The organism is Pseudomonas migulae, from assembly GCF_024169315.1.
GTDB lineage: Bacteria > Pseudomonadota > Gammaproteobacteria > Pseudomonadales > Pseudomonadaceae > Aquipseudomonas > Aquipseudomonas migulae_B.
The window spans coordinates 1866419-1891294 of sequence record NZ_JALJWR010000001.1 but is presented as its reverse complement, the minus strand read 5'-3'; the positions used below and the strand labels follow the sequence as shown (position 1 = coordinate 1891294).

General features: G+C 61.5%; 26 protein-coding genes and 3 pseudogenes. 17 read left to right on the top strand and 12 right to left on the bottom strand.

From position 1 onward, the window contains the following. Positions 1 to 186: 186 nt before the first annotated feature. Positions 187 to 834, bottom strand: coding sequence for a carboxymuconolactone decarboxylase family protein (locus J2Y86_RS08780; RefSeq protein ID WP_253429782.1), 648 nt, complete (start codon positions 832 to 834; stop codon positions 187 to 189). 87 nt (positions 835 to 921) lie between these two features. After that, positions 922 to 1218, bottom strand: a complete 297-nt coding sequence (locus J2Y86_RS08775; RefSeq protein WP_253429778.1) for a hypothetical protein — start codon at positions 1216 to 1218, stop codon at positions 922 to 924. Between the two features lie 91 nt (positions 1219 to 1309). Between J2Y86_RS08775 and J2Y86_RS08770 the strand changes: the two genes are divergently transcribed. Together J2Y86_RS08770 and J2Y86_RS08765 are read left to right on the top strand one after the other, a co-directional pair. Continuing rightward, on the top strand, positions 1310 to 2089 hold the full coding sequence (locus J2Y86_RS08770) for an AraC family transcriptional regulator (protein ID WP_253429775.1): 780 nt from the start codon (positions 1310 to 1312) through the stop codon (positions 2087 to 2089). Between the two features lie 44 nt (positions 2090 to 2133). Then, positions 2134 to 3126 (top strand): diaminopimelate epimerase, encoded by a 993-nt coding sequence (locus J2Y86_RS08765; protein ID WP_253429772.1) that lies wholly within the window; start codon positions 2134 to 2136, stop codon positions 3124 to 3126. Positions 3127 to 3255: 129 nt separating this feature from the next. Here J2Y86_RS08765 and codA read toward each other — a convergent pair whose 3' ends face one another. From codA to J2Y86_RS08740, 5 genes are all read right to left on the bottom strand, one after another. Continuing rightward, complete coding sequence (gene codA, locus J2Y86_RS08760) at positions 3256 to 4503, bottom strand: cytosine deaminase (protein ID WP_253429767.1); 1248 nt, start codon at positions 4501 to 4503, stop codon at positions 3256 to 3258. Between the two features lie 13 nt (positions 4504 to 4516). Further along, positions 4517 to 5788, bottom strand: a complete 1272-nt coding sequence (gene codB / locus J2Y86_RS08755; RefSeq protein WP_253429763.1) for a cytosine permease — start codon at positions 5786 to 5788, stop codon at positions 4517 to 4519. A gap of 202 nt (positions 5789 to 5990) precedes the next feature. Then, entirely contained in the window at positions 5991 to 6812 is an 822-nt protein-coding gene (locus J2Y86_RS08750) for an alpha/beta fold hydrolase (RefSeq protein ID WP_253429760.1), read from the bottom strand. A gap of 217 nt (positions 6813 to 7029) precedes the next feature. Beyond that, positions 7030 to 7386, bottom strand: coding sequence for a 6-carboxytetrahydropterin synthase QueD (gene queD, locus J2Y86_RS08745; RefSeq protein WP_008056290.1), 357 nt, complete (start codon positions 7384 to 7386; stop codon positions 7030 to 7032). Between the two features lie 75 nt (positions 7387 to 7461). Next, positions 7462 to 8541 carry a patatin-like phospholipase family protein gene (locus J2Y86_RS08740; RefSeq protein WP_253429757.1) on the bottom strand — a complete coding sequence of 360 codons (1080 nt, stop codon included), beginning with the start codon at positions 8539 to 8541 and terminating at the stop codon, positions 7462 to 7464. Between the two features lie 157 nt (positions 8542 to 8698). Between J2Y86_RS08740 and J2Y86_RS08735 the strand changes: the two genes are divergently transcribed. The 4 genes from J2Y86_RS08735 to J2Y86_RS08720 are packed head-to-tail and all read left to right on the top strand — an operon-like array spanning position 8699 to position 11294. Next, positions 8699 to 9007 carry a PepSY domain-containing protein gene (locus J2Y86_RS08735; protein ID WP_150634248.1) on the top strand — a complete coding sequence of 103 codons (309 nt, stop codon included), beginning with the start codon at positions 8699 to 8701 and terminating at the stop codon, positions 9005 to 9007. Beyond that, positions 9007 to 9312, top strand: a complete 306-nt coding sequence (locus tag J2Y86_RS08730) for a PepSY domain-containing protein (RefSeq protein ID WP_253429754.1) — start codon at positions 9007 to 9009, stop codon at positions 9310 to 9312. Before J2Y86_RS08735 ends, J2Y86_RS08730 begins: the two co-directional genes overlap by 1 nt. Before the next feature lie 3 nt (positions 9313 to 9315). Further along, entirely contained in the window at positions 9316 to 9984 is a 669-nt protein-coding gene (locus tag J2Y86_RS08725) for a response regulator transcription factor (RefSeq protein WP_017339720.1), read from the top strand. Beyond that, positions 9981 to 11294 (top strand): sensor histidine kinase, encoded by a 1314-nt coding sequence (locus tag J2Y86_RS08720; protein WP_253429751.1) that lies wholly within the window; start codon positions 9981 to 9983, stop codon positions 11292 to 11294. Before J2Y86_RS08725 ends, J2Y86_RS08720 begins: the two co-directional genes overlap by 4 nt. 77 nt (positions 11295 to 11371) lie before the next feature. Here the strand turns inward: J2Y86_RS08720 and J2Y86_RS30390 are convergent. Further along, positions 11372 to 11965: pseudogene (locus tag J2Y86_RS30390) on the bottom strand (methyl-accepting chemotaxis protein); the annotation flags it as partial. A 264-nt stretch (positions 11966 to 12229) separates the two neighbouring features. Next, positions 12230 to 13300: pseudogene (locus J2Y86_RS30385) on the bottom strand (HAMP domain-containing protein); the annotation flags it as partial. Between the two features lie 653 nt (positions 13301 to 13953). Here J2Y86_RS30385 and J2Y86_RS08710 point away from each other — a divergent pair. The 3 genes and pseudogenes from J2Y86_RS08710 to J2Y86_RS30375 all read left to right on the top strand — a co-directional run bounded on the left by J2Y86_RS08710 (position 13954) and on the right by J2Y86_RS30375 (position 17135). After that, complete coding sequence (locus J2Y86_RS08710) at positions 13954 to 15270, top strand: Na+/H+ antiporter family protein (protein WP_253440174.1); 1317 nt, start codon at positions 13954 to 13956, stop codon at positions 15268 to 15270. Between the two features lie 182 nt (positions 15271 to 15452). Then, a pseudogene (locus J2Y86_RS30380) lies at positions 15453 to 16277 on the top strand (cache domain-containing protein); the annotation flags it as partial. A 36-nt stretch (positions 16278 to 16313) separates the two neighbouring features. After that, positions 16314 to 17135, top strand: a complete 822-nt coding sequence (locus tag J2Y86_RS30375) for a methyl-accepting chemotaxis protein (protein ID WP_392894011.1) — start codon at positions 16314 to 16316, stop codon at positions 17133 to 17135. 127 nt (positions 17136 to 17262) lie between these two features. Here the strand turns inward: J2Y86_RS30375 and J2Y86_RS08700 are convergent, their stop codons facing one another. After that, positions 17263 to 18198, bottom strand: coding sequence for a LysR family transcriptional regulator (locus tag J2Y86_RS08700; RefSeq protein WP_253429742.1), 936 nt, complete (start codon positions 18196 to 18198; stop codon positions 17263 to 17265). A 208-nt stretch (positions 18199 to 18406) separates the two neighbouring features. Here J2Y86_RS08700 and J2Y86_RS08695 point away from each other — a divergent pair, with 208 nt between their 5' ends. From J2Y86_RS08695 to J2Y86_RS08685, 3 genes are all read left to right on the top strand, one after another. Next, on the top strand, positions 18407 to 18892 hold the full coding sequence (locus J2Y86_RS08695) for a DMT family transporter (RefSeq protein WP_253429739.1): 486 nt from the start codon (positions 18407 to 18409) through the stop codon (positions 18890 to 18892). Further along, entirely contained in the window at positions 18892 to 19347 is a 456-nt protein-coding gene (locus tag J2Y86_RS08690; protein WP_017339713.1) for a DMT family transporter, read from the top strand. Before J2Y86_RS08695 ends, J2Y86_RS08690 begins: the two co-directional genes overlap by 1 nt. Positions 19348 to 19510: 163 nt before the next feature. Continuing rightward, the gene (locus J2Y86_RS08685) at positions 19511 to 19675 is read left to right on the top strand and encodes a metallothionein (protein WP_253429736.1); all 165 of its coding nucleotides are present in this window, start codon (positions 19511 to 19513) and stop codon (positions 19673 to 19675) included. A 27-nt stretch (positions 19676 to 19702) separates the two neighbouring features. Here the strand turns inward: J2Y86_RS08685 and J2Y86_RS08680 are convergent, their stop codons facing one another. Both J2Y86_RS08680 and J2Y86_RS08675 read right to left on the bottom strand, forming a co-directional pair. Beyond that, positions 19703 to 19981 carry a hypothetical protein gene (locus J2Y86_RS08680; RefSeq protein ID WP_253429733.1) on the bottom strand — a complete coding sequence of 93 codons (279 nt, stop codon included), beginning with the start codon at positions 19979 to 19981 and terminating at the stop codon, positions 19703 to 19705. 28 nt (positions 19982 to 20009) lie between these two features. Then, positions 20010 to 20237: a DUF6555 family protein gene (locus tag J2Y86_RS08675; protein WP_008152143.1), complete on the bottom strand. Its 228-nt coding sequence runs from the start codon at positions 20235 to 20237 to the stop codon at positions 20010 to 20012. Between the two features lie 145 nt (positions 20238 to 20382). Between J2Y86_RS08675 and J2Y86_RS08670 the strand changes: the two genes are divergently transcribed. The 5 genes from J2Y86_RS08670 (at position 20383) to mnmH (ending at position 24849) form a co-directional block, all read left to right on the top strand. Next, complete coding sequence (locus J2Y86_RS08670; protein ID WP_253429730.1) at positions 20383 to 21189, top strand: AraC family transcriptional regulator; 807 nt, start codon at positions 20383 to 20385, stop codon at positions 21187 to 21189. 178 nt (positions 21190 to 21367) lie between these two features. Then, positions 21368 to 21541 (top strand): DUF1427 family protein, encoded by a 174-nt coding sequence (locus J2Y86_RS08665; protein WP_008035179.1) that lies wholly within the window; start codon positions 21368 to 21370, stop codon positions 21539 to 21541. 31 nt (positions 21542 to 21572) lie between these two features. After that, the gene (locus J2Y86_RS08660) at positions 21573 to 22529 is read left to right on the top strand and encodes a quinone oxidoreductase family protein (protein WP_253429727.1); all 957 of its coding nucleotides are present in this window, start codon (positions 21573 to 21575) and stop codon (positions 22527 to 22529) included. A gap of 182 nt (positions 22530 to 22711) precedes the next feature. Beyond that, positions 22712 to 23746, top strand: coding sequence for a selenide, water dikinase SelD (gene selD / locus J2Y86_RS08650; protein WP_253429723.1), 1035 nt, complete (start codon positions 22712 to 22714; stop codon positions 23744 to 23746). Then, positions 23746 to 24849 (top strand): tRNA 2-selenouridine(34) synthase MnmH, encoded by a 1104-nt coding sequence (gene mnmH, locus J2Y86_RS08645; RefSeq protein WP_253429720.1) that lies wholly within the window; start codon positions 23746 to 23748, stop codon positions 24847 to 24849. The genes selD and mnmH overlap by 1 nt, the downstream gene beginning before the upstream one ends. Positions 24850 to 24876 lie beyond the last annotated feature (27 nt).

Below are 24876 nucleotides of genomic sequence, written 5' to 3'. Positions count from 1 at the left end.
CAAAAAACGTCGCGTCCCCAAGGGACAGTGACTCACCGGTGAGGTTCGATATCACGTCCGCAGGGATGCGCAGTGTGCGCGACCACGATGGATCATTGAATGCTTTTTTCCTGGATTGCCGGAATCCCGAGGCCTGGATTTTGATTTCCACTGTGAATCGAAAAACTGATAACGAGAGTTCGTTGGTCAACGAGCTGCATAACGCGTCACTGTGGCGACCTGAGTGCCTTCCACCTGAATATGCAAAATCGCCTTGGGAAGTGCAGACTTTTCATCGAAACATTCAACCATGACGGCGTTGGCGGTTGTCGCCTGAACCGAAAGGCAATGTGAATGGCGCAGCAGCCGTTTGATTGCGGGACTGACGCCATGCGATGCCCCGCTGCGGACTTGCTCGCAAAACGCTAGCGCCACCTCGCGCGGTGAAGGCACGGGTGGTGAATCCATTCCGGCTTCGTCAAACAATCGATTGAGCTGGTCGGCTGTAGCGACCGCTCTCGGGAAACCGGTAAATGCTGAAGCTCGCAACACTATTTCCGTGATCTCTCCCGGTGCGAGCCCCGCGGCCAGCCCTGTTTTGAAATGCACACTCAAGGGTGGCCCTGTCATGCCGGCGGCAACAATCGCGGCGAGCGATACTGCTTCGCCCAGGCGCGGATCCAGTGCGGGACGATCATGCAAATAGCCGTAAACGACACCGACTGCCAGTTCCCCCAACGCCGGAACCGTGTGAAAGAGTGCATCCAGGCGAGCGCCGCCGTCCGGAACCAGGTCGGTAAAATTCTTACGGCCTTCGCGGTACAGCGTGGACATGGGGGAGTGTTTGCTGCTCATGCCGCGTCCTCTTTTCAGATCTAAAGCACTTACTCTGCGGCCGGTTCTAAGGATTGTCTGCTGTCATAAATGACAGCAGACCTAGACCTATTCGCGATTAAGGATGACCGATCTATAGTCTGTCGAATTGCCTTGATCGTGTTCGCACAACGTCCGAAGTACCGGGTCCCGCACCTGCATCAGTTCGAACAGCCCCAGCGCCCGTAGCGCCGGCAATGCCTGGAGAATGTCTTGAGTCGCAGCAAGGCGTTGGCTCTCGGGTGTCTGGGGATCGCTCAGCGTTCGGGCATTGATCAGAAAGGCCCCGACCGTGCCTTTGCGCACGACAGTTCCTTTGAATTGGCTTTGGTTTTGATCGTCGGGAAGCAGGTCTTCGGCGCGCATGGTTGAGGCTCCAGGGAATGAGCGCTCAGCTTAATGCGTTGCTAATGGCTAAACTGCGCTATCCGGGCCATTCGATAACGTGAAGCTGCCAATGGCTATATCGCTGATACCTGTTGAAAAAGCGCAATCCTCCACAGGGCCTCTGGTGATTGTTTCGGTCCTGAACAGCCCGATAGAGCGAACCCGCGCTCCCCACCGGCATGCGCGCGGGCAATTGCTGGGGGCACGGCGCGGGCTGTTGACGGTGGAGGCGGCTGACCATCACTGGGTGGTGCCGGCGACCCATGCGGTATGGATTCCACCGGACTGTGTGCATGGCTTGCGCTCCCATGGTCCGTTCCAAGGCTGGAGTGTCTACGTGTCCGCGCCTGGCTGTGCCGAGTTGCCGGGGCAACCCTGCATCATCGCGACCTCGGGTTTGCTTCGTGAAGCCGTCAATCGGGCGGCGACCTGGGGCGAGGGACCATTGGATCAACGGCAGGAACGGATCGCCCACCTGATTCTTGATGAGGTCGCGGCGCTGCCCGCCGAGCCCTTCGGTCTGCCGTTGCCGCTTGATCCGCGCCTGCGGCGGATCGGTCAGGCGCTGGCCGACGACCTTGCCGACAACCGTTCCCTCGCGCAGTGGGCACAATGGGCAGGTCTGTCATCCAGGACCCTTGCCCGGCGTTTTGTCGATGAAACCGGCTTCAGCTTCAGCCAATGGCGCCAACGCATACGCTTGCTGCGGGCGCTGGAGTTGCTCGCCGCAGAAGTACCGGTGACGACCATCGCGCTGGAACTGGGCTACGACAATGTCAGTGCGTTCATTGCCATGTTCCGGCGCGCATTTGGCGTGACGCCGGGGCGGTATTTCATCGCCGTGAGTTGACGCCTACAGTACAGGCTCTTTCAGGCTGATTTCAGGACCGATCCATGACGCCGTTCTACGATGCTCGAGGCAATATCTATGCGGTAGTGGCGCCTGACGCGGTGCGTGGCGAAGGGATCGATTTGCCTGAACAGGCCAGTCTGGCGGCGCAAACCCGTGGGGCATGGGCGCTGTCGGCCATCGAGGCGTTCTGCGCCTGGGCACCGGGCACGCAACCGGCCGGCAGCAAGGACCATCGCTGCGACGGGCTGCTGGTGGGGCCGTTTCAATCAGCGCCGCCGTTCGATCTGTTGATCGTCAACACCGACGGTACGTTGGCTGAGCGCAGTGGCAACGGGCTGACGATTTTTTCCCGGGCGCTCAGTGACCAAGGGTTGTTTCCCGATGACGAGGCGTGTGTGCTCAGGGTTCATCACGACAAGGCCGACACGCCTTCACCGGGTGAAACGTCGGTGAGCGCCGCGCAGGTCGAGGGCGTGCAGGGTTTCTGGCTGGATCTGGGCAAACCGGCATTCGGGCCGGCAGCGGTCAGTGCCCACGGGGTTGAAGGGGTGACAATGAACGGTCGCGAGCTCAGCCACGTGCAACCGCTGTCGGCACTGGACCCTGCCTGGTCCCGCAGCCAGTTCGTGCGGGTCGGCAATCCGCACTGCGTGACCCTGGTGGACAATGCGCAGGCCTTACCGGCGAATGAGCAGATGCGCGAAGCGAGGTTGTCCGAAGGCTTGACGCAAATTGCCTACGCCATGCCGACCGGAGCAGGGCGGCCGTGTCCGGCGGGTATCAATCTGCAATGGGCCATGCGTGAGTCAGAAGGGCGGGTTGTCGCTCGAGTGTTTGAGCGTGGGGAAGGCCCGACCGCGTCGTCCGGCACCAGTGCGAGCGCGGTGGCGTGCGCGGCCTGGCGGGTGGGTTGGGTGGCGGCGGGTGAGGTGAACGTGGTGATGCCGGGTGGTACGGCGCCGATTTTGCTGGAGGAAAAGGGCGGTGAATTGAGTCGGGTCAGCCTGTTTGGTACGGCGCGATTAATGGGTTGATAGTTCAATTGCTATCGCGGGCAAGCCCGCTCCCACAGGTTTGTCTGGCGTGCACAGGATTTGTGTACGACATGAAACCCTGTGGGAGCGGGCTTGCCCGCGAAGACGTCAGTCCTGTCAACGCAAAGCTCAGCCCTGCTCGTCAAAAAACTCCACCACCGGCATCTGCCGCTTCATCAACACCTTTCCGCCACGAACCGAATACAGCGGCAACCCCTGGCTGCGAATCACCTCGTAATCGCTGTCCGCCGACAGAATCAGCAAATTCGCCGGCCGCCCGCGCTCCAGTCCATAACGATCCCCGAGGTTCATCGCCTTGGCACTGTTATCCGTGACCAGGTCCAGCGCGCTTTGCAGGTTGCGATACCCGAGCATGTGACAGATGTGCAAACCCGCTTCGAGCACTCGAAGGATGTTGCCGTTGCCCAGCGGATACCACGGGTCGACGATCGAATCCTGGCCGAAACACACGTTCATCCCCGCTTCGAGCAACTCATTCACCCGGGTCACGCCCCGGCGTTTCGGGAAATTGTCGAAGCGCCCTTGCAGGTGAATGCTTTCGGTCGGGCAGGAGACAAAACTGATCCCCGAATGCCCGAGCAGGCGAAATAGTTTGGCGCAGTAAGCGTTGTCGTAAGAACCCATGGCCGTGGTGTGACTGGCCGTGACCCGCGAACCCATGTCGCGGCTGCGGGCTTCCTCTGCAAGCACCTCGAGGAAGCGCGAATGCGGGTCGTCGGTTTCATCGCAATGCACATCCACCAGGCAACCGGTACGTTCGGCCAGGTCCATGAGGAATTTCACCGAACTCACGCCCTGATCCCGGGTGTATTCGAAATGCGGAATCCCGCCGACCACATCCGCGCCCATGCGGATCGCTTCTTCCATCAACTCGCGACCGTTGCGGTAAGACTCGATGCCCTCCTGCGGGAACGCGACGATTTGCATGTCGATCAAGTGCCGGCTTTCCTCGCGCACTTCGAGCATTGCCTTCAGCGCGGTGAGCTGCGGGTCGGTGACATCGACGTGGGTACGCACATGCTGGATGCCGTGGGCGGCGAGGGTCTGGATCGTCTTCTTCGCCCGGGTCTTGGTGTCTTCTTCGGTAATGGTCACCTTGCGCTCGCCCCAGCATTCGATGCCTTCGAACAGCGTGCCGCTCATGTTCCAGCGTGGTTCGCCGGCGGTCAGCGTCGCGTCGAGGTGGATGTGCGGTTCGACGAAGGGCGGCACCACCAGGTTGCCGCCGGCGTCCAGATCATCGGGCCCCAGGGTCGGCGCTTCGGTCTGACGGGCAATGTTGCTGATCAGGCCGTTTTCCAGGTGCAACTCATGCAGGCCTTCTTGGTTGCGCAGGCGGGCGTTGATGATGTGCATCAGGTGAATCCTTTTAGAGATCTTGTAATGGTGCGTTGGCGGCACGGGCACCGAGTACGCCAGTCAATATCACATACGTTAGCGCGGCAGCGGCAATCCCTACCAGCGGCGCGACCCACGGCGAACTGAACGCGGCGACCGTGCCGACCGCATAAGCGCTCAGACCCGGCCAGTTGAATGCCGGTAGCCTAGCATCGGCCAGACGTGGATATTGACCACGGTAGCGAAAGAAAAAGTCCGCCATGATCACGCCACCGATCGGCGGAATCACCGTGCCCAGCAGAATCAGATACGGCACCAGCAAATCGTACATGCCCAGCAACGCCAGCAGCGTGCCGATCACCGCGCCGGCCAGGGTTACGGTCTTGCGCCGGCCGGTGCGCAGCAGGTTGCAGCCGGCGACGGCGAAGTTGTAGATGGTGTTGTCCTGGGTGCTCCAGATGTTCAACAGCAACATCGCCATCGCGGCCATGGCAAAACCTTGCAACAGCAACACTTCGACCACGTCCGGTTGCTGGTAGACGATGGCCCCGTAGGCGCCGATCAGTACCATCAGTCCGTTGCCGATGAAGAAACCAATCAGGCTCGCCAGCACCGCGACCCGCGCCGAACGGGAAAAGCGCGTCCAGTTGGTGGCTTGCGTGGCGCCGCTGACGAAGGTGCCAAACACCAGGGTGATCGCGGTCGACCAGTCCAGGGTGCCGGTCGGGACGACGGCCAGCAATCCATCGAGTCCGCCGACTTTCACCGTCGCCACCCACATCGACAGCGTCAGCAGCAACATCATGGCCGGCACCGCGATGTACGACAGAATCTCCAGTCCGCGATAACCGACGTAGGCCGTGGCGCAAAACACCAGGCCGAACACCACCATCAGACCCAGCACGGTGCCTTCGCTCAGTTCGAAATATTTGCCCAGGACCACGGCGGCGGTCGCGGTGCCCCAGGCGTACCAGCCGATCTGGGTGAAACCGAGGATCAGGTCGCTAAGTTTGCTACCCACTTCACCGAAGCAGAAACGCCCCATCAGCACTGAATTGAGCCCGCTCTTGAAAGCGATATACCCCAGCGCTGCGGCGTAGATTCCGAGCAGCAGATTGCCGACGATGATCACCGCCATCATCTCGCCGAAACTGAACGCCACGCCAAGCTTGCCGCCGGCAAACATGGTGGCCGTGAAGAAGGTGAAACCCAGCAGCACCATGGCCGTGGAGGCCAGGCCTTTGCGGGCATGCATTGGCACTTCGCTGAGGGGGTAGTCGTTGCCGGGATCATTTTGCGTCATGGGGCGTTCCTTGCTGAATGGGTGACGCGGAGGGGTTGCAGTGGTCGTGCCAAACGGGTGGATGTCGTTATGTATAGACGAGCGGAGACGACTGGAGCGGGGAAGGGCACGAAACCGGTGCACCTGCAGGAACACAAGTCCCATGTGGGAGCGACGGTGCGACGATTCGACTTGCTCGCTCCCACAGGGGATATTCGTATTTTCAGAAAGAGGGCAAAAACCGCAGCAACGCCGCGACGATGGCTTCAGGCGCATCCTCCTGAACCAGATGCCCGGCATTGGGAATCGGATGAAACTGCGCCCCCGGAATCATCTGCTGCAACGCCTGCCCACGCTCGATCGGAATCCACTGGTCATCCTCACCCCACAGAATCTGCACCGGGCAGCGAACCGTCGGGTACAACCCTTCAACCTCACGGGTATAGCGCTCATCCATCTGCGCGATCTGCCGGTAAAACGCCGCTTGCCCCGGATCACCCAGCCACGGAAGGACGTAATGGGCGAGCTCCTCGTCCGGAATTTCACGCTTGATCGCCCCGCGAACATAGGCCGGCACGATTGCCTGCTGAATGTAATCAGGCAGCCCGCTGAACGCCGCCTCATGCTGGCGCACATGCTGGACAAACGGCGAACCCCAGGGCGTCAGCGCCACCGGGTCGATCAGCGTCAGGCTGCGGTAATTCTTGCCGTTCAGCAGATGCGCACGCAGCACCGTGGCGCCGCCGAAATCGTGGGCCACCACGTCCGGACAGTCCAGGCCCCAATGTTCCAGCAGTTGCGTCAACAGCTCGTTCTGTACGCCAAGGGACACGTCACCCTCGACCTTCTCCGACAGTCCATAACCCAGCAGGTCGAAGTAATGCACCCGGTGTGAAGTGATGAAGTGCGGCGCAATCCGGTGCCACACATAAGAGGAGAAGGGTGTGCCATGCACAAATACCAGCGGCGGCCCGTCGCCCCGCACGGCGTAGCGAACGGAGTGCCCGTTGAAGCGGTAGGTTTGGGGGAGCGGCCAGTCAGTCATGGGTGCGTCCTCTTGGCGGGTACCAGCCAAAAAGCATAGGCATAAAAAAACAGCCAATGAAGGCTGTTTTTTTAATCACTGACGAAACGCAGTTGCCCCTGTGGGAGCGGGCTTGCTCGCGAAGGCGGCTATTCAGTCGATCAAGATGCCGACGGATACACCGCCATCGCGAACAAGCTCGCTCCCACAATGGTTTTGCAGTGTCTTTTAGATCTGGTTACTCCCCGCGATAGATGCAACCGCTGGTGCAGGTCTCGTGAATGCGGATCGCGCTGAGTTCCGGCAGCAATGGCTTGAGTTCGGCCCAGATGAATTTGGCCAGCACTTCACTGGTCGGATTCTCCAACCCCGGAATGTCATTCAAATAGTTGTGATCCAACCGCTCATACAACGGTTTGAAGATCGCCTTGATCTCGGAAAAGTCACGAATCCAGCCGGTATGCGGATCCAGATCGCCACTCAGATGAATCGCCACTTTGAACGAGTGACCGTGCAGGCGGCCGCACTTGTGGCCGTCCGGGACGTGGGGCAGGCGGTGGGCGGATTCGAAGGTGAACTCTTTGAAAATTTCCACAGGTGGTATCAGCTCTGTCAGGTGGCGATCGCCGCGGCGATGTGGGCAGGCGGCGAGTTTAACAGTTTGTCCTGACTAAAGGGTCAGCAAGCGTTCGCCAAGGCGACCGTTGGCGGCCAGTTCGAGAAACTCATCGCCCAGCCGGCGGCTTTCATCCATGGTCGCCCGCCAGTATTTCTGCCGGCTCGGCGCATCGCCCATGAAGCGCTTGAAGTCGTTACGGTCCGGCAGTTTGCCGTAGGGCAGGCGCGCCAGGTATTCCTTCGACGGTGCCAGCAGCAGAACATCCTGCAGGCGCGTGGTGCAGGCGCGGCGCCACGGCAGGGTTTTGTCGAACCAGCCGGGAATGACCCGGTCGGTGAAGTGCGGATACAACACGATGTCGTTGCCGCTGTAGGGCAGGTCGAGGTGGTAGTCGAGCAGACCGCCATCGCGGAACGTTCCGGCGCCAGCGCCCGGCAGGTCACGCACGCCTTCCATCACCATCGGGATCGAACCGGAGGCGAGCAAGGCCTGACGCAGGTTGCCGGCATTCAGCGCGACGAAGCGTGACGGGAAGTCGGTCAGCGCGTTGACCGGCGGTGCCAGGCGCGGGTCGTGGAGGATCAGCCGCTCGAAATGCCGCGACAGCCGCGCGCGACCGCGCAGGTTGTCGGCGATCACCGACGACAGGCCCAACCCGAGGCGACCGCGATGATCGTCCGCGAGCAGGCCGTGGCTTTTGACCACCATGATGTTCAGTCGGTAATGGGCGTTGTCCAGAATCGAGGCGTCGCGGCCGTCGAGCAGGTCATCGAGCATGCGCTGGGAGCTCTGGCTGATCTGCGCCATGGTCACGCCCTTGGCGAAATTCTGCTCGGTGTAGAGATGGCCGAGACGGCGGATGCCTTCGGCGGCATCGGGCAGGCAGGCACTGGCAAAGCGCCAGGAGCCGACCGATGCGCCGATCAACGAGCGCTCACGCGGCGCGGCAGGCAGCCATTCGCCGAACAGCGCCAGGTCCAGACCTTGAATTCCCAAGGCCTTGGGCCCGCCAGCGGCGCCTGGCAACGTGCCGACATCGGCGGCGTTCAAACCGTTTTCACGGATGCGCGCGAAGGCCCGCGGGCCCGCCTTGAGGGTCAGGGAAGGGAATTTGATGTGGATGGCGGTCATACCGGTCTCGATGTCTGGCAAGCGAGGGATTATAGACAGGTCGGGCCGGGTGCTGATGGCGCGTTGTCATGACCAATGATGGCAATTCAGTTTCAATTAAGTTCGCCCCGTTAATGTGCACTCCGTACGCAACACATAAAAAATACGGAGACACCCCATGAAAACCCTGACTGCCCTGTTCACCGCCTCTATCATCGCCATGACCGCCAGCCTCGCCCACGCCCGTGACCTGGGCCCTGACGAAGCCCTGCGCTTGCGCGACGCTGGTACCATTGTGTCTTTCGAGAAGCTCAACGCCACGGCACTGGCCAAACACCCAGGCTCGACGGTCACCGAAACCGAGCTGGAAGAAGAGTACGGCAAGTACATCTATCAGGTGGAGCTGCGCGACCCACAAGGCATTGAGTGGGACCTGGAATTGGACGCTGTCAGCGGGCAGGTTCTCAAGGATCATCAGGATACGTAATGAAGGTGTTTTCATTTTCACGCATGGCGCTGCTGCTTCTGGCGTTTTGCTCGGTGGTCATGGCGCGCGACCTGGATCAGGACGAAGCCCTGCGCCTGCGTCAGCGGGGTGTGATCCTGCCACTCGAGCAGCTTTTGAAGCAGGCGTTGGACCGCTATCCCGGGTCGAAACTGCTGGAAGCCGAGCTCGAAGAGAAACACGACGTCTACATTTATGAAGTCGAACTGCTGACCACCGAAGGCGTGGTCCGTGAGCTGGACGTCGACGCCACCAATGGCCAGTTACTGAAAGACAAGGAAGATTGACCGATGCGATTGCTGTTGGTGGAAGACCATGTGCCCTTGGCCGACGAACTGATCGCCGGCCTCAATCGCCAGGGTTACGCCGTGGACTGGCTGGCCGATGGCCGTGACGCGGTGTATCAGGGCAGTAGCGAACCCTACGACCTGATTATCCTCGACCTGGGGTTGCCGGGTTTACCGGGGCTCGACGTGCTGGCGCAATGGCGCGCGGGCGGGCTGGCCACACCGGTGTTGATCCTGACGGCGCGCGGCTCCTGGGCCGAACGGATCGAAGGCCTCAAGGCCGGCGCCGATGACTATCTGACCAAACCCTTCCATCCTGAAGAACTGCACTTGCGCATCCAGGCGCTCCTGCGCCGCTCCCACGGCAAGGTCAATCAACCGACGCTGCAATCGGCGGGCCTGCACCTGGACGAAGGTCGCCAATGCGTGACCCGCGATGGCGCCGACATCCAGCTCACCGCCGCAGAATTCCGCCTGCTGCGTTATTTCATGTTGCACCCCGAGCAGATCCTCTCCAAAAGCCACCTCGCCGAACACCTCTACGACGGCGAAACCGAACGTGATTCCAACGTGCTGGAAGTCCACGTCAATCACCTGCGGCGCAAGCTGGGGCGCAGCGTGATCGAAACCCGTCGCGGCCAGGGTTATCTGTTTGGCGGTCAAGCGCAGTGAGGTCGATCCAGCGCCGCTTGAGCCTGGGGCTGATCAGCGTGATGGTGATCGTCGGCCTGGTGCTGGCGCAAACCAGCCTGTGGCTGTTCGAAATGGGCTTGCAGCGCTACCTCGAAGCGGGGCTGCGCAACGACAGCGAAAGCTTGCTGGTGGCGTTGGTGCGTGGGCCGCAAGGCTTGCAATTGGATGAACGACACTTGTCGCCGGCCTATCAACGCCCGTTTTCCGGGCATTACTTCCGCATCGATTTTGCCGACAGCCATTGGCGCTCGCGTTCGCTGTGGGATCAGGAATTGCCGCGCCTCGACCATCCTGGCCTGCACAGCAACCTGCAACTGGGGCCGGAAGGCCAGCAATTGCTGATCTTGCGTTCGGACTATCGGCGGTTGGGCCAGTCGATTTCCATCAGCGTCGCCCAGGATTACACCCCGGTGCGCGACAGTTTCAAGCGCATGCAGCAAGTGGGCCTGGGCCTGGGGTTGGCGGGGCTGTTGCTGATTCTGCTGTTGCAGCGGATCACCGTGCGCCGCGCCTTGCGCCCGCTGGAAAGGGCCCGCGAGCAGATTGCCCAGTTGCAGCAGGGCCAGCGTTCGCAACTGGATGATCAGGTGCCGGTGGAGCTTGAACCGCTGGTGGCGCAGATCAACCATTTGCTGGCGCACACCGAAGACAGCCTCAAGCGTTCGCGCAATGCGCTGGGCAACCTCGGGCATGCCTTGAAAACCCCGCTGGCGGTGATGTTGAGCCTGGCGTCCAGCGAAAAACTCGACGCCCATCCCGAGCTGCGCAAGATCCTCAAGGAACAATTGGAACAGGTACAGCAACGACTCAACCGCGAACTCAATCGCGCCCGGCTGTCCGGCGATGCGCTGCCGGGGGCGCTGTTTGATTGCGATGCGGAGCTGCCGGGATTGCTCGCCACGTTGAACCTGATCCACGGCGAACACCTTGACCTGAGCTATCGCGCGCCGGCCGGTCTGCAGTTGCCGTGGGATCGCGAAGACTTGCTGGAACTGCTGGGCAACCTGCTGGACAACGCCTGCAAATGGGCGGATGCCGAGGTGCGGTTGAGCGTGGTCGAGACGGCCGAAGGCTTTCAGTTAAGTGTGGAAGATGACGGGCCGGGGATTCCCGAGGACCAGCGCGATCAGGTGTTCAGCCGCGGGACGCGCCTGGATGAACAAACGGATGGGCATGGATTGGGGCTGGGGATTGTGCGCGACATCGTCGACACGTGGGGCGGGGTGTTGCGGCTGGAGGAGAGCGAGTGGGGCGGGTTGAGCGTTGTCATCGAACTCCCCAAACGCTGACCCCGATCTGAAGCCAACTAAATCCCCTCGCCACAACTCGCTCCCACATTGGATTTCCAGTGAATGCTGGATTGGCGTTAAACGCGGAACTGATCCATCAAACTCTGCTGCTGATTCGCCAGGCTATTGAGCGACTGGCTCACCCGTGCCGACTCATTCGCCTGCCCTGACAACGACTCGGTCACGTCCCGAATCGTCGCCACGTTGTTGTTGATCTCTTCCGCCACCGCGCTTTGTTCTTCCGCCGCACTGGCAATCTGCAGGTTCATGTCGCTGATCACCGTGACCGCGTCGCCAATCTGCCGCAACGCCGTGACCGCCTGGCTGACCTGCTCGACACTGCCCTGGGCCTGGCGATGGCTGTTGTTCATCGACCCCACCACATCCTGGGTGCCGTTCTGCAACTCCTCGATCACCAGACGGGTTTCCTCGACAGACTCCTGGGTGCGTCGCGCCAGGTTGCGCACTTCGTCGGCCACCACGGCAAAACCACGACCGGCTTCACCGGCACGGGCGGCTTCGATGGCGGCGTTGAGGGCCAACAGGTTGGTCTGTTCGGCGATAGCGCGAATCACTTCCAGCACCGAGCCGATCTTCTCGCTGTTCGCCGCCAGGCCTTCGACCTGCACCATGGCCGCGCTCATGTCGGCGGCGAGGTTGTCGATGCTGTGGGTGGTCTGGTCGATCACCGTCAATCCGCGGCGAGTGGCCTGGTCCGCATCCTTTGCCGCCTGTGCCGCTTGCGCGGCGCTACGGGCGACATCCTGGGCAGTGGCGCTCATTTCGTGGGAGGCGGTGGCCACCTGATCGACCTGGCGATATTGCTGCTCCATGCCGGCGCTGGTTTGCGTGGCGATGGCCGAAGACTGGTCCGCCGTGCTGCGAGCGTCCTGCACCGAGCGTTTCACTTCGGCGATGATCGGTTGCAGCTTGTCGAGGAAACGGTTGAACCAGCCAGCCAACTGGCCCAGTTCATCCTTTTTGTCATAAGCCAGACGCCGGGTCAGGTCGCCTTCACCGCTGGCGATGTCTTCGAGCATGTGCGCCACGCCGAGGATCGGCCTGGTCACGCTGCGTGCCATCAGCCACACCAGCAACAGGCCGATCAACGCTGCCAGTACGCCGAGGCCGAGCTCGACCAATGTGCCAGCGGTGTTGCTGTCATCGAGTTGTTTCTTCAGCGCTTCGGCCGGGCCGACCAGGACTTTTTCCGGCACGTCGAGCAACACGCCCCACGACTTGCCACCGGGGATCGGCTGGAACGGCGACAGCACTTTCAACTGCTGGTTGCTGTGCAGGCTTGCGGTTTTGCTGCTGTTGGCGAGCAGGCGGATCAGTTCGGCGCCGTTGGTTTTATCCACTGCATCCAGGCGCTGGCTGAGTTTGCTGGCGTCCGGGCTGTAGCCGGCGAGCAAACCGACCGGGCTGATGATGCTGACGTGGGTCTGGCCGTCATAGAGCTTTTTGCTCGCGCCCTGACTGACCGTTTGCAGGCTGTTGAGGTTGATGTCCACCGACAGCGAAGCGATGACTTTGCCGTTGACCATCAGCGGGAACACGATGCTGGTCATCAGCACGTTCTGGCCGTCGATCACATAGAAGTAGGGTTCGATCACGCAAGGTTTGAGCGAAGTGCGCGGGCACGTGAACCAGGCGTTGGCAGGCTCGCCGCTGGGGCCGGTGCTGGTGTCGGCCATGTCGGTTTCCGGCAGCGCCATCGACGTCACCTTGCCGGGCGTCGGCTGCGACCAGTACAGCGCGAAACGCCCCTTGTCGTTACTGCCCAGTTCCGCCTGACCGGCGAACAGTTCGTCCTTGCCATCCAGCGCATTGGGCTCGAACACCAGGGACAGTCCAAGCAACTCCGGGTTGGCTTGCAGCGCCGACTTGACCTGACGGGTCAGGTCTTCGCGCAGGTCGAAGGCATCGAGAAAGCGCTTTTCGGCCTGATCACGCAGGAACAACACCTGACGCGAAAAACCGTGGCCATATTGATAGGCGTCCATGAACTGCTGGCGAATCACCAGCGCCTGGTTTTCGCCCTGGGACTCGATCCGGGCCTGGGCGGCTTCGGTGAGCATCTCCATGCTCGAGGCTTTCACCAGCTCGGAACTGTGTTCCATGCGATACAACGAAAGACCTACCAGCAAGGTCACGATACCCGCCAGGCAAAGCCCGGTCAGCAGGGTGATTTTCCATTGGATGGAAAGTTGTCTGAGCGACATGGAGACGTCCTTATTCGATAAATATCTGAGACTTTGCACTGTAACGGCTGCGAATCTGCTTTCTTTATGCGGACCACCAAGGCTTTTGTGGCAAGAGATGTTTACATCTGGAGAGGGGATTTATCTGTGATGAGGAGGCTTACCTGTGGCGAGGGGATTTATCCCCGTTGGGTCGCGAAGCGGCCCCCTGCAATTATCCAGACGAATCGATTGTGGCTGCTGAGCAGCCAAACGGGGCGGTGCGACGTTTCGCTAAATCCCCTCGCCACAGACAAATCCCCTCACCACACCTATCCGTTGGCATCAGCCGCTTTGACACCGGCCCCACTCTGCGGCACAGTGCGCGCCCTCTAATAAAACCCATTCCCTGATCCGCTGGCCGCTCTTCGCAGACGGCCGGCCGGGCTCATTTCGCTTGCCTTGAGGTAACGATGATTAATGCTGTAATTGCCGCGGTCGGCGTCATGCTGGTCCTCAGCCTGTCCCGCGTGCACGTTGTGATCGCGCTGATTATCGGCGCGCTGGTGGGTGGCCTGACCGGTGGCCTGGGCATCGACGCCACCCTGAAAGCGTTCAACAGTGGCCTCGGTGGCGGGGCGACGGTGGCGTTGTCCTATGCCTTGCTCGGCGCCTTTGCGGTGGCGATTGCCAAGTCCGGCCTGGCCCATGCGCTGGCGGACAAGGCCCTGGCCATGGTCGATCGCCAGCACGCCAGCGGCGGCGGTTCGGTCAAGTGGCTGTTGATCGGTTTGCTGTGGGTGGTGGCCATCGCTTCACAGAATATTCTGCCGATACATATCGCGTTCATTCCGTTGCTGGTGCCGCCGCTGTTGTATGTGCTGACCAAACTGCAGCTGGATCGCCGGTTGATCGCTTGTGTCATGACCTTCGGCCTGATCACGCCGTACATGTTCCTGCCTGTCGGTTTCGGCAACATCTTCCTCAATGAAATCCTCCTGGCCAACGTGGCCCGCAGTGGCGTGGACATCAGCGGCATCAACGTCACCCATGCCATGGGTATTCCGGCGCTGGGCATGGTCGTGGGGCTGGCGGCAGCGTTCATCAGTTACCGCAAGAAACGCGTCTACGACCTGGAAAAGATCGAACAGGTCGAGCAGGTTGCGGTGCAGTACAACCCGCTGAGCCTGATGGTCGCGGGTGTGGCCATTGCCGCGGCGTTCATCATTCAGCTGCTGCTGGACTCGATGATTATCGGTGCACTGGCAGGCTTTTTGATCTTCTCGGTATCGGGCATCGTCAAGTGGCGCGACACCGACGACCTGTTTACCGAAGGCATGAAGATGATGGCGATGATCGGCTTCATCATGATCGCCGCGTCGGGGTTTGCCGAAGTGATGAAAGCCACCGGCCAGGTGCAGACCCTGGTTGAAGCGTCGGCGTCGTGGATCGGTCACAGCAAAGGCATCGGTGCGCTGTTGATGTTGCTGGTCGGCCTGCTGGTGACCATGGGCATCGGCTCATCGTTTTCCACCGTGCCGATTCTGGCGGCGATTTTCGTGCCGTTATGCGTGCAGCTGGGTTTCAGCCCGATCGCCATCGTGTGCATCGTCGGCACCGCCGGTGCGTTGGGCGATGCCGGTTCGCCGGCGTCGGACTCGACGCTGGGCCCGACCTCCGGCCTGAACATCGACGGCCAGCACCACCACATCTGGGACACCGTGGTCCCGACCTTCCTGCATTACAACCTGCCGCTGCTGGCGTTCGGCTGGGTGGCCGCGATGGTCCTCTAAACAGCGAGATCCAATGTGGGAGCGGGCTTGCTCGCGAATGCGGTGTATCAGTCGACATATCCGTTGCCTGACATACCGCATTCGCGAGCAAGCCCGCTCCCACATTGATCGCTCAACTTTTGATCCGGCGTGCCGTTAAAGCCTTTAAGCACGCCAATAAAAATCAAAATGAGTGAACCGTCATGCGCATGAGCCTGAAGGCTAAAGTCCTGTCCCTTGCCGTCCTCCCGGTGTTGCTCTTTGCGCTGGTCATCAGTTTGACCACGTTGTTCGTTCTGCAGGAACAGGCCCGCAAGGAAGTCGAGGAGACGCGCCAGCGCCTGCTCAGCGATGCCAAGGCCACTCTGCAAAGTTACGTGGCCGTGGCCATGACCGCGATCAAACCGCTGTACGACGCAGCGGCTCCGGGCGATGACGCGGCGCGGGCCCAGGTGATCAAATTGCTGTCGAGCATCAGCTACGGCAAGGAAGGCTACTTCTTCGGCTACGATTCCAACACCGTGCGCCTGTTCAAGGCCAACAGCCCCGAAGGCGTGGGCCAAAGCTTCAAGGACAACCGTGATCCGAATGGCGTCTACGTCAACCGCGACCTGGTGAAAGTCGCCAAGGACGGCACGCATTACCTGCAATACAGCTCGCCATTGCCCGGCAATACCAAGGTGCTGGTGCCGAAACTCGGCTACACCGAATACCTGCCGAAGTGGGACATGGCCGTCGGTACCTCGGTCAACCTCGACGGTATCGAAGCGCAGGTGGCGGTGGTCGAGGCCAAGGTTCAGGAACGCATGGAAGGCGTGTTGCTGAGCATCATTGGCATCGCCGTGGTGGTGCTGTTGGTGATCGCCGCCGCCGGTATGGTGCTGGCCAACACTATCCTGCGTCCGCTGAACCTGATGAAAGCCAACCTCGATGACATCGCGGCGGGCGAAGGCGACCTGACCCGGCGCCTGAGCATCACCAGCCAGGATGAGCTCGGCGAGCTCGCCGGTTCGTTCAACCGCTTCGTCGACAAGATCCACGGCCTGGTGCGCCAGATCACCGAAATGACCTCACAGCTGACCGGGCTGGTGAACCAGGTGTCCGATCAGGCCCAACGCTCGGATCAGGCGATGGAGCGTCAGCGCCACGAGACCGATCAGGTCGCCACGGCGATCAACGAAATGTCGGCCGCCGCGCAGGAAGTCGCGAAAAGTGCGCAGAATGCCGCCGTCGCCGCGCAGCAGACCGACGAAGAAGGCCAGGCCGCCAAGCGTGTGGTGGCTGGCAGCATCGTCAAGATTCATGCGTTGGTGGACGATATTCGCAGCAGCGGCGTGTCCCTCGACAGCCTGCAAAAGGACGTGTCGTCGATTGTCAGTGTGCTCGGGGTGATCCGTTCGATTGCCGAACAGACCAACCTGTTGGCGCTCAACGCTGCGATCGAAGCGGCCCGTGCCGGTGAGGCCGGTCGCGGTTTTGCGGTGGTGGCCGACGAAGTCCGCGCGCTGGCCAGCCGCACGCAAATCAGCACCCAGGAAATCCAGGGCATGATCGATCGCCTGCAGGCCGGTACGCAATCGGCGGTGGAAGCGATGCGTCGTTCCAGCGAGGCCGGCGACGGCACGTCCGCACAGGCGAACGAAGCAGGCGCGTCCCTCGACACCATGGCCCAGCTGATCGCCACCATCAACTCGATGAACGCGCAGATCGCCAGCGCCGCCGAAGAGCAGACCGCCGTGGCCGAAGAGATCAACCGCAGCGTGCATCAGATTGCGGTGGCTGTGGATAACGTGGCCGATGAAACCCAACTCGGCGCCCAGACGTCGCGCAGCCTGGCGGATCTGGGTCAGCGACTGGGCAGCCTGGTCGGACAGTTCCGTATCTGACACCCCAAAAAACCTGTGGGAGCGGGCTTGCCCGCGATGGCGGCGGCACATTCAACATGAATGTTGGCTATGCGGACCTCATCGCGGGCAAGCCCGCTCCCACAGGGGATGGTGGTGCCGTCAGATATCATGGCCTGTCCCAATACGGCACCGGCCCAAAGCATTCAACAAAGAAATCAATCACGGTCCGCACCTTCACCGACAACCGTCGGCTGCCGGGCCAGAGCACGGCGATCTGTTGCGGCTCAAGGCTGTTGGACACCTGATAGTCCCCCAGCACCGGCACCAGCGTGCCGTTGCGCACCGCTTCACCAATCAGCCATGACGGAAACATCACCAGCCCCAGACCTTGTTCGGCGGCCTGGGTGAGGGTGTCGGCGTGGTTGCCGGTGATCGGTCCTTTCACTGAGTAGGGCGTCCAGTCCTGCTGACCCTGGCGGAAAAACCAGCGCTGCTGGCCGGTCACGCCTTTGTAGGCCAGGCATTGATGCGCCGCCAGATCCTCGGGATGTTGCGGGGTGCCATGGCGTTCGAGGTAGGCCGGGCTTGCCGCGACCTGAAAGCGGTGGGGCGCCAGAATGCGCGCCTGCATGCTCGAGTCGTGCAGCGGGCCGATGCGGAACAACAGGTCGGCGCCTTCCTGCAGCGGGTCGATGTAGCTGTCGGTCTGCTGGATGTCCAGTTGCAGTTTCGGATAACGCTCACACAACCGCCCGAGCCACGGCGTCAGGTGCCGCTGCCCGAACACCACGGGGGCGTTGATCCGCACCAGGCCGCTGGGTTCGCTTTGCTGTTCCTGCAAGGCTTGCTCGGCTTCCTCCAGTTGCACCAGCACCAGGCGCGCATGGTGGCCGAGCATTCGCCCGGCCTCGGTGGGCGTAACGGCGCGGGTGTGGCGGTAGAGCAATTGCTGGCTCAGGGCCTGTTCCATCAACTGGATCTGCCGGGAAATCGAGGAGGGCGCCAGGCCCTCGCGGCGGGCGACTTCCGAAAAGCTGCCGTGATCGAGCACCGCGACAAACAGCCGAAGCGCCTTGAATCCCAATTCGTTGAGACCGTGCATGACAAATCCTACTGTGCGAGTTGCGCAAAAGTGTTGTCAGGATGCTCCCATTTATCGCAAAGCAGCGCCAGCCGATAATTGTGGGAGCGGGCTTGCTCGCGAAGGCGTTCTTCAAGCCAGCATTTGAGTTGACTGACATACCGCATTCGCGAGCAAGCCCGCTCCCACACGGGTCCGTGTTTCATCTGATTACTGGTAGGTTTTCCTTATGCAATCTTCTTCAATCGACGTCGCTGCAACGCCGGCGATCAAGCCTGGACTGCGGCTATTGCTGTTGCCCCTGGTCATCCTCGCCGGCATGGGCCTTTCCGTGGAGGCCGGTTTGCTCGGTCCCCTCGGTGTCCAGGTCGGGCACTTGTGGGCGACGCTGAGCATCTTCGGCGTGGGCTCGGCGATTCTGTTCCTGCTGCTGTTATTCAGCGGCCCGCAACAGGGGCCGGCCTTGAACGCATTGCCGCGCTGGCAGTTGATCGGCGGTTTCCTCGGGCCGATGTACGTGGTGGTCCTGACCCTGGCCACGCCGCACATCGGCATTGCGATGACGATGATCGCGATCCTGTCCGGGCAGGTCGGTAAAAGCGTGCTGATCGACCACTTCGGCTGGTTCGGCTCGACTCGCAAAAAGGTCAACGGTGAACGTTGGCTGGCCTTGCTGCTGATTGTCGCGGCACTTGTTCTGATTGCTCGGGGTTGATGATGAATCTGATTATTTTGTTGGCGGTGGTCGTGGCCGCCGGTGCGGTGTTGAGCGTGCAGGCGGCGATCAACGGGCGTCTGGGCGAAACGGTCGGTGTGCTGCGCAGCAGTTTGCTGACGTTCGTGGTGGGCGCGGTGAGCACCGGGTTGCTGATCCTGTTTTTCGAACCGGCCCATGCCGTGAGCCTGCTGGATGTGCCGAAATGGCAGCTCAGCGGCGCGTTGTTCGGCGTGGTGTACATGATGGTCATGGTGGGTGCGGTGCCGCGGGTCGGCACGGCGGTCGCGACGGTCGCGGTGATCGTCGGCCAACTGGGGATGGGGATGCTGATCGATAACTTCGGGTGGCTGGGCAACCCGGCGATCGAGTTGTCGGGCAGCCGGGTATTGGCGATGGTGTTGCTCGGGTTGGCGCTGGTGTTCATGTATCGCAGCAGTACACGGCAGGCCTGACCGCCCTTGACTCCCTGTAGGAGCGAGGCTTGCCCGCGAAGAACGATAACGCGGTCCACCTGAACTCATGCGGTGCCTGATTCGCGAGCAAGCTTTGCTCCTACACTGGTGAGACGGGGCGAAACAACGGCCCCCGACAACCACCACCCATGGAGTCAGACCTATGATCGACAGTGAAAGTAAATGCGACTGCCCGAAATGCTCGTGCAAACTGGGCGAGCATCCGATCGCTCGCCACGGCAAGCACTATTGCTGCGAAGCCTGCGCCAAGCATCACGAACACGGTGAAGAATGCGCGAGCAAAGGGTGTAAATGCGCCCATGGCTGACATTGGCCGCGCACAAAAAAGTGGAGCCTATTCGGGCTCCACTTCCAGTTTCAGACTTTGATCTTCCAGCCGCTCGGCATGGCGGATGATGCCATTTAGGCGTCGTCCCTCCACCCGCACCAGTATGGTTTTCGCCTGTTCCAGGTCGGGCGGCAAAGGTGACTGCACGCGTAGCGCGAAGCGGGTCGGATCATGTTCGACCTGTTCGAGGCCAACCTGACACTCGGCGCTTTTGGTGACTCGACCGAACAGCGTATCGAGGCCGTAGTCGATGTGCGCCTTGCTGGTAAGTTGTGTCGCTGTCATGCACCGATCCTCCAGATCCTGCCTTCGGTCAGTTCGCTGGCCGCCACTTGACGTTTTCCACCCCGAATTTCTCCGCCATCGGTTTGCTGGTCTTTTGCACCTTCTCCCGGCCAAAGCGCGGGATCCGACCCACGCCGGCGTCACAGCTCGCCCAATGCCAGGCCTCCGCGTTATCCATCTTGTCCAGGCGGATAATGAAAGACTTGGGGGCGCCATGAAGGGTGTATTCAATGACGAAAAGTTTTGCGTTGTTCATTTAGCCCGTATTCCTCCCTGTGGTAATAGAGGGATCGTCGGGGCTGCGGAAAATTCAGTCGGATTGTCAGACGGCGGGCGCCAGTGGCGACAAGGCGTGCGGCTGGTTACCATGCATTTTCTGAAACCCCCAATGATTGCTGCTCATGGCCCTTGCCGCGCCCCCCGACCTGAGTGACACCGATGTGCCCGTGCAACCGCTGGCGCGCACTTACCCGCGCGGGTTGTACATCGAGCCTCACGAGCATGTCTGGGGCCAGTTGCTGTATGCGATGAGCGGGGTGATGTGGGTCGAAACGCCCCATGAAGCGCTGGTGGTGCCGCCGCAACGGGCGGTGTGGCTGCCGCCAGGCGTGCCTCACGGCATTCGTGTGGTTTCGGACCTGCAGATGCGCAACATCTACCTGCGGCCCTCGTTGGCAGCGACGCTGGACGCCACGGTTCAGGTGATCGACGTGGGCGGATTGCTGCGCGAGCTGATCATCGGTCTGGTGGAACAGGGTGACGACGGCGCGCCGGAGTATTACGAGGCGCTGGTGGGGCTGGCGCTGCTTGAACTCAAACGTGCCCGGCGCTCGCGGCTGAAAATCCCCTTGCCGGACGATTCCGACCGGCGCCTGATGAACCTGTGTCAGGCGGTCATGGCCGCGCCGTCCCTGGACATTCCCTTCGAACAACACGCCGAAAACGCCGGCGCCAGCGTGCGTACCCTGGCGCGGCTGTTCAAGGACGGTCTGGGCATGGGCTTCGCCGAGTGGCGACGGCAAGTACAACTGGCGACGGCGGCGGCCGAGTTGATTCAGGGCGTGGCCGTCAGCACGATTGCCCGGGAGCTGGGCTATTCGCCGAGCAGCTTCAGCGACATGTTTCGTCGGGAGCTGGGTGTCGCGCCGTCGCAGTTTTCTGTAGGAGCCGAACTTGTCTCCGGGCGGCGTTCCGACGATGGACGTTAACGATAACGCGTGTTTCCTGGATGAACGCGGCGTTCCATAGTCCATCGTCGGAACGCCGCCCGGAGACAAGCTCGCTCCTGCAGGGCTGCTTTGGCCGAAATTCAGAAGCACTTGGCCGATGCTCGTCGATGCCCACCTTTAGACTTCAGGCATACCTCAATTGCCCACGGAGTCTGCCATGAGCTACCTCATCTCGCTGGTCATCGGTCTGGGCGTCGGTTTGCTCTACGGCGCACTGGATTTTCGTTCCCCCGCACCCCCGGCCATCGCGCTGGTGGGCCTGCTGGGCATGCTCGCCGGTGAAAAACTGTGGCCGATGGGCCGACAACTGGTCACGGGCTGGATCTCCTGAATTCTCTTCCCTCTGTTCGATGGACACTCCCATGAAAGCATTGCAGTTCGATAAAACCGGCGACCTCTCGGCCCTGCGCTATGTCGAGGTGCCGACCCCCGTTCCCGGCGCCGATGAAGTGCTGGTGCAGATCAAGGCGGCCGGCCTCAACCCCAGCGATGTGAAGAACGTGCTGGGGCGTTTTCCCTACACCACGTTGCCGCGGATTCCCGGTCGTGATTTCGCCGGCGTGGTGGTTGAAGGCCCGCAGGCGTTGATCGGCCAGGAGGTCTGGGGCACCGGGCGGGAGCTGGGTTTTTTCGCCGACGGCTCCCACGCGCAATTCGTCAAATTGCCGGCCAACGGCGTGGCACTCAAGCCGACCCACTTGAGTTTCGCGCAAGCCGCCAGCCTCGGCGTGCCTTACACGACGGCGTGGGATGCGCTGGAACGCAGCCTGGTGACGGCGCAAACGCGGTTGCTGGTGATCGGCGGCGGGGCGGTCGGCAGTGCGGCGCTGGCGCTGGCGAAGGTTCGTGGTGCGCAGGTGCTGGCGGCGGCGCGGCGACCCGAGCAGGTGAAGGACTTGCAGGACCAGGGTTATCAGACACTGCAACTGGATAAACCCGAAGACCTGAGCGCACAGGTGAACGCGGTCTATGCCGGCGGTGCCGACGTGATTTTCGACACCACCGGGTTCTGGCTGCCGGCCTCGGTCGCCGCGCTGGCCGCGTTCGGCCGCATCGCGATCATCGCTGCGCCGGTAGACGGTCAGGTGCAGTTGCCGGCCTTGGCGTTGTATCGCAAAGGCGGTTCGGTGGTGGGGATCAACTCGTTGCTGTACGGGGTGCAGGCGTGTGCGGCGATGCTCGATCAGTTCGGCCGGTTCTTCGATCAGGACCTGTTGCCGTTGCCGCAAGGGTTGTTTGAATCGCCGTTGGCCGATGGGCTGGAGCGCTATGCCGAGGTGAATCAGGGCAGTGGCGACAAGGTAATCCTGTTGCCATAACCCGATCCAGTGTGGGAGCGGGCTTGCTCGCGAAGGCCGTGTGCCAGTCGACATCTTTGCTGTCTGACACACCGCTTTCGCGAGCAAGCCCGCTCCCACATTAGCTCTGCGTCATGCCCGATTCACCGCATTCTGTGCAGTCGCTGTAGACTGATCGGCACTGACTTCACGAGATGCCCCCCATGAGCGAGCCGATCCGTCTGACCCAATACAGCCACGGCGCAGGCTGTGGCTGCAAGATTTCCCCTCAGGTGCTGGAAGTGATTCTGGCCGGCAGCGGAGCGCAGAACCTTGACCCGAAGCTTTGGGTCGGCAATGCCTCGCGCGATGACGCGGCGGTGTATGCCATCGATGAAGAACGCGGCGTGGTCTCGACCACCGATTTCTTCATGCCCATCGTCGACGACCCGTTCGATTTCGGCCGCATTGCCGCCACCAATGCCATCAGCGACATCTACGCCATGGGCGGCGATCCGTTGATGGCCATCGCGATCCTCGGCTGGCCAGTGAATGTGCTGGCGCCGGAGATTGCCCGGGAAGTGATTCGCGGCGGACGTTCGGTGTGCGATGAAGCCGGGATCCCGTTGGCGGGAGGGCACTCCATCGATGCGCCGGAGCCGATCTTCGGCCTGGCCGTCACCGGGCTGGTGGAAAAGCGCCACATGAAGCGCAACGACACGGCCACCGCCGGTTGCCTGCTCTACCTCACCAAACCCCTGGGCATCGGCATCCTCACCACCGCCGAGAAAAAGGGCAAGTTGCGCGATGCCGACATCGGCCTGGCCCGCGACTGGATGTGCACCCTGAACAAACCCGGCAGCCGTTTCGGCAAGCTCGACGGCGTGACCGCGATGACCGATGTCACCGGTTTCGGCCTGCTCGGGCATCTGGTGGAAATGGCCGACGGCAGCAACGTCACGGCGCGCATCGAATACGACCGCGTGCCGCGTCTGCCGGGCGTCGAGTATTACCTCGACCAGGGTTGCGTGCCGGGCGGGACGCTGCGCAATTTCGACAGCTACGCCAGCAAACTCGGGCGCCTGCAGGAAATGCACAAACGCGTGCTCTGCGATCCGCAAACCAGTGGTGGTCTGCTGGTGTCGGTTACCCCCGAAGGCAACGAACAGTTCCTCCGCGTCGCTGCCGAACTGGGCCTGAACCTTGCGCCGATCGGTGAACTGGTCGAGCGACAGACAAACGCGGTCGAGGTGTTTTGATGTCCATCGACTTCGCCGATTACCGCGACATTTTCCTCAATGACCGGCCGATGATGGATGCCCGCGCGCCGGTCGAATTCATCAAGGGGTCCTTCCCCGGTGTGATCAATCTGCCGTTGATGAACGACAACGAGCGGCAACGGATCGGCACCTGCTACAAGCAACAGGGGCAGCAGGCGGCCATTACGTTGGGGTATCAGTTGGTGTCCGGCGAGATCAAGGCCGCGCGTATTCAGGCCTGGGCCGATTTTGCCCGGGCTCATCCCGAGGGGCTTTTGTATTGTTTTCGTGGTGGCTTGCGCTCGCAGATCGTCCAGCAATGGCTGAAGAGCGAGGCGGGTATCGATTATCCGCGGGTCGGTGGCGGCTACAAGGCCTTGCGCAGCTTCCTGTTGGGGACGATCGATCAGGCGATGGCGCAATGTGATTTCGTCCTGCTGGGCGGCATGACCGGCACCGGCAAGACCGAAGTGCTCACGCAACTGCGCAACGGTCTGGACCTTGAAGGCCATGCCAACCATCGCGGTTCCAGCTTCGGCAAGCGCGCCACGGGCCAGCCGTCCAACATCGATTTTGAAAACCGCCTGGCCGTGGACGTGTTGAAGAAGCGCAGTCACGGTATCGAGCAGTTTGTGCTGGAAGACGAAAGCCGCGCCATCGGCAGTTGCGCGCTGCCGTTGCCGCTGTATCAGGGCATGCAGCAATTCCCGATGGTCTGGCTGGAAGACAGCCTTGAAGGACGGGTCGAACGGATCCTGCGTGATTACGTGGTGGATCTGAGTGCCGAGTTCACCGACGTGCATGGCGAAGAAGGTTTCGGGCTGTTCTCCGAGCGCTTGCTGGCGAGCCTGAACAATGTTCAGAAGCGATTGGGCGGCGAGCGTCATCGGCGGATGTTGATGCTGATGGAGGATGCCCTGGCGGAGCAGGCGCGCAGCGGCGCGGTGGATTTGCACCGGGGCTGGATCGAAGGGTTGCTGCGTGAGTATTACGACCCGATGTATGCGTTTCAGCGGGAGAAGAAGGGCGCGCGGATCGAGTTTGCCGGGGAGCGGGGGGCGGTTATTGATTATTTGCGGGAGCGGGGCAGTCTGCGAGGGTGATGGTGTTTTTGCCGGCCCCTTCGCGGG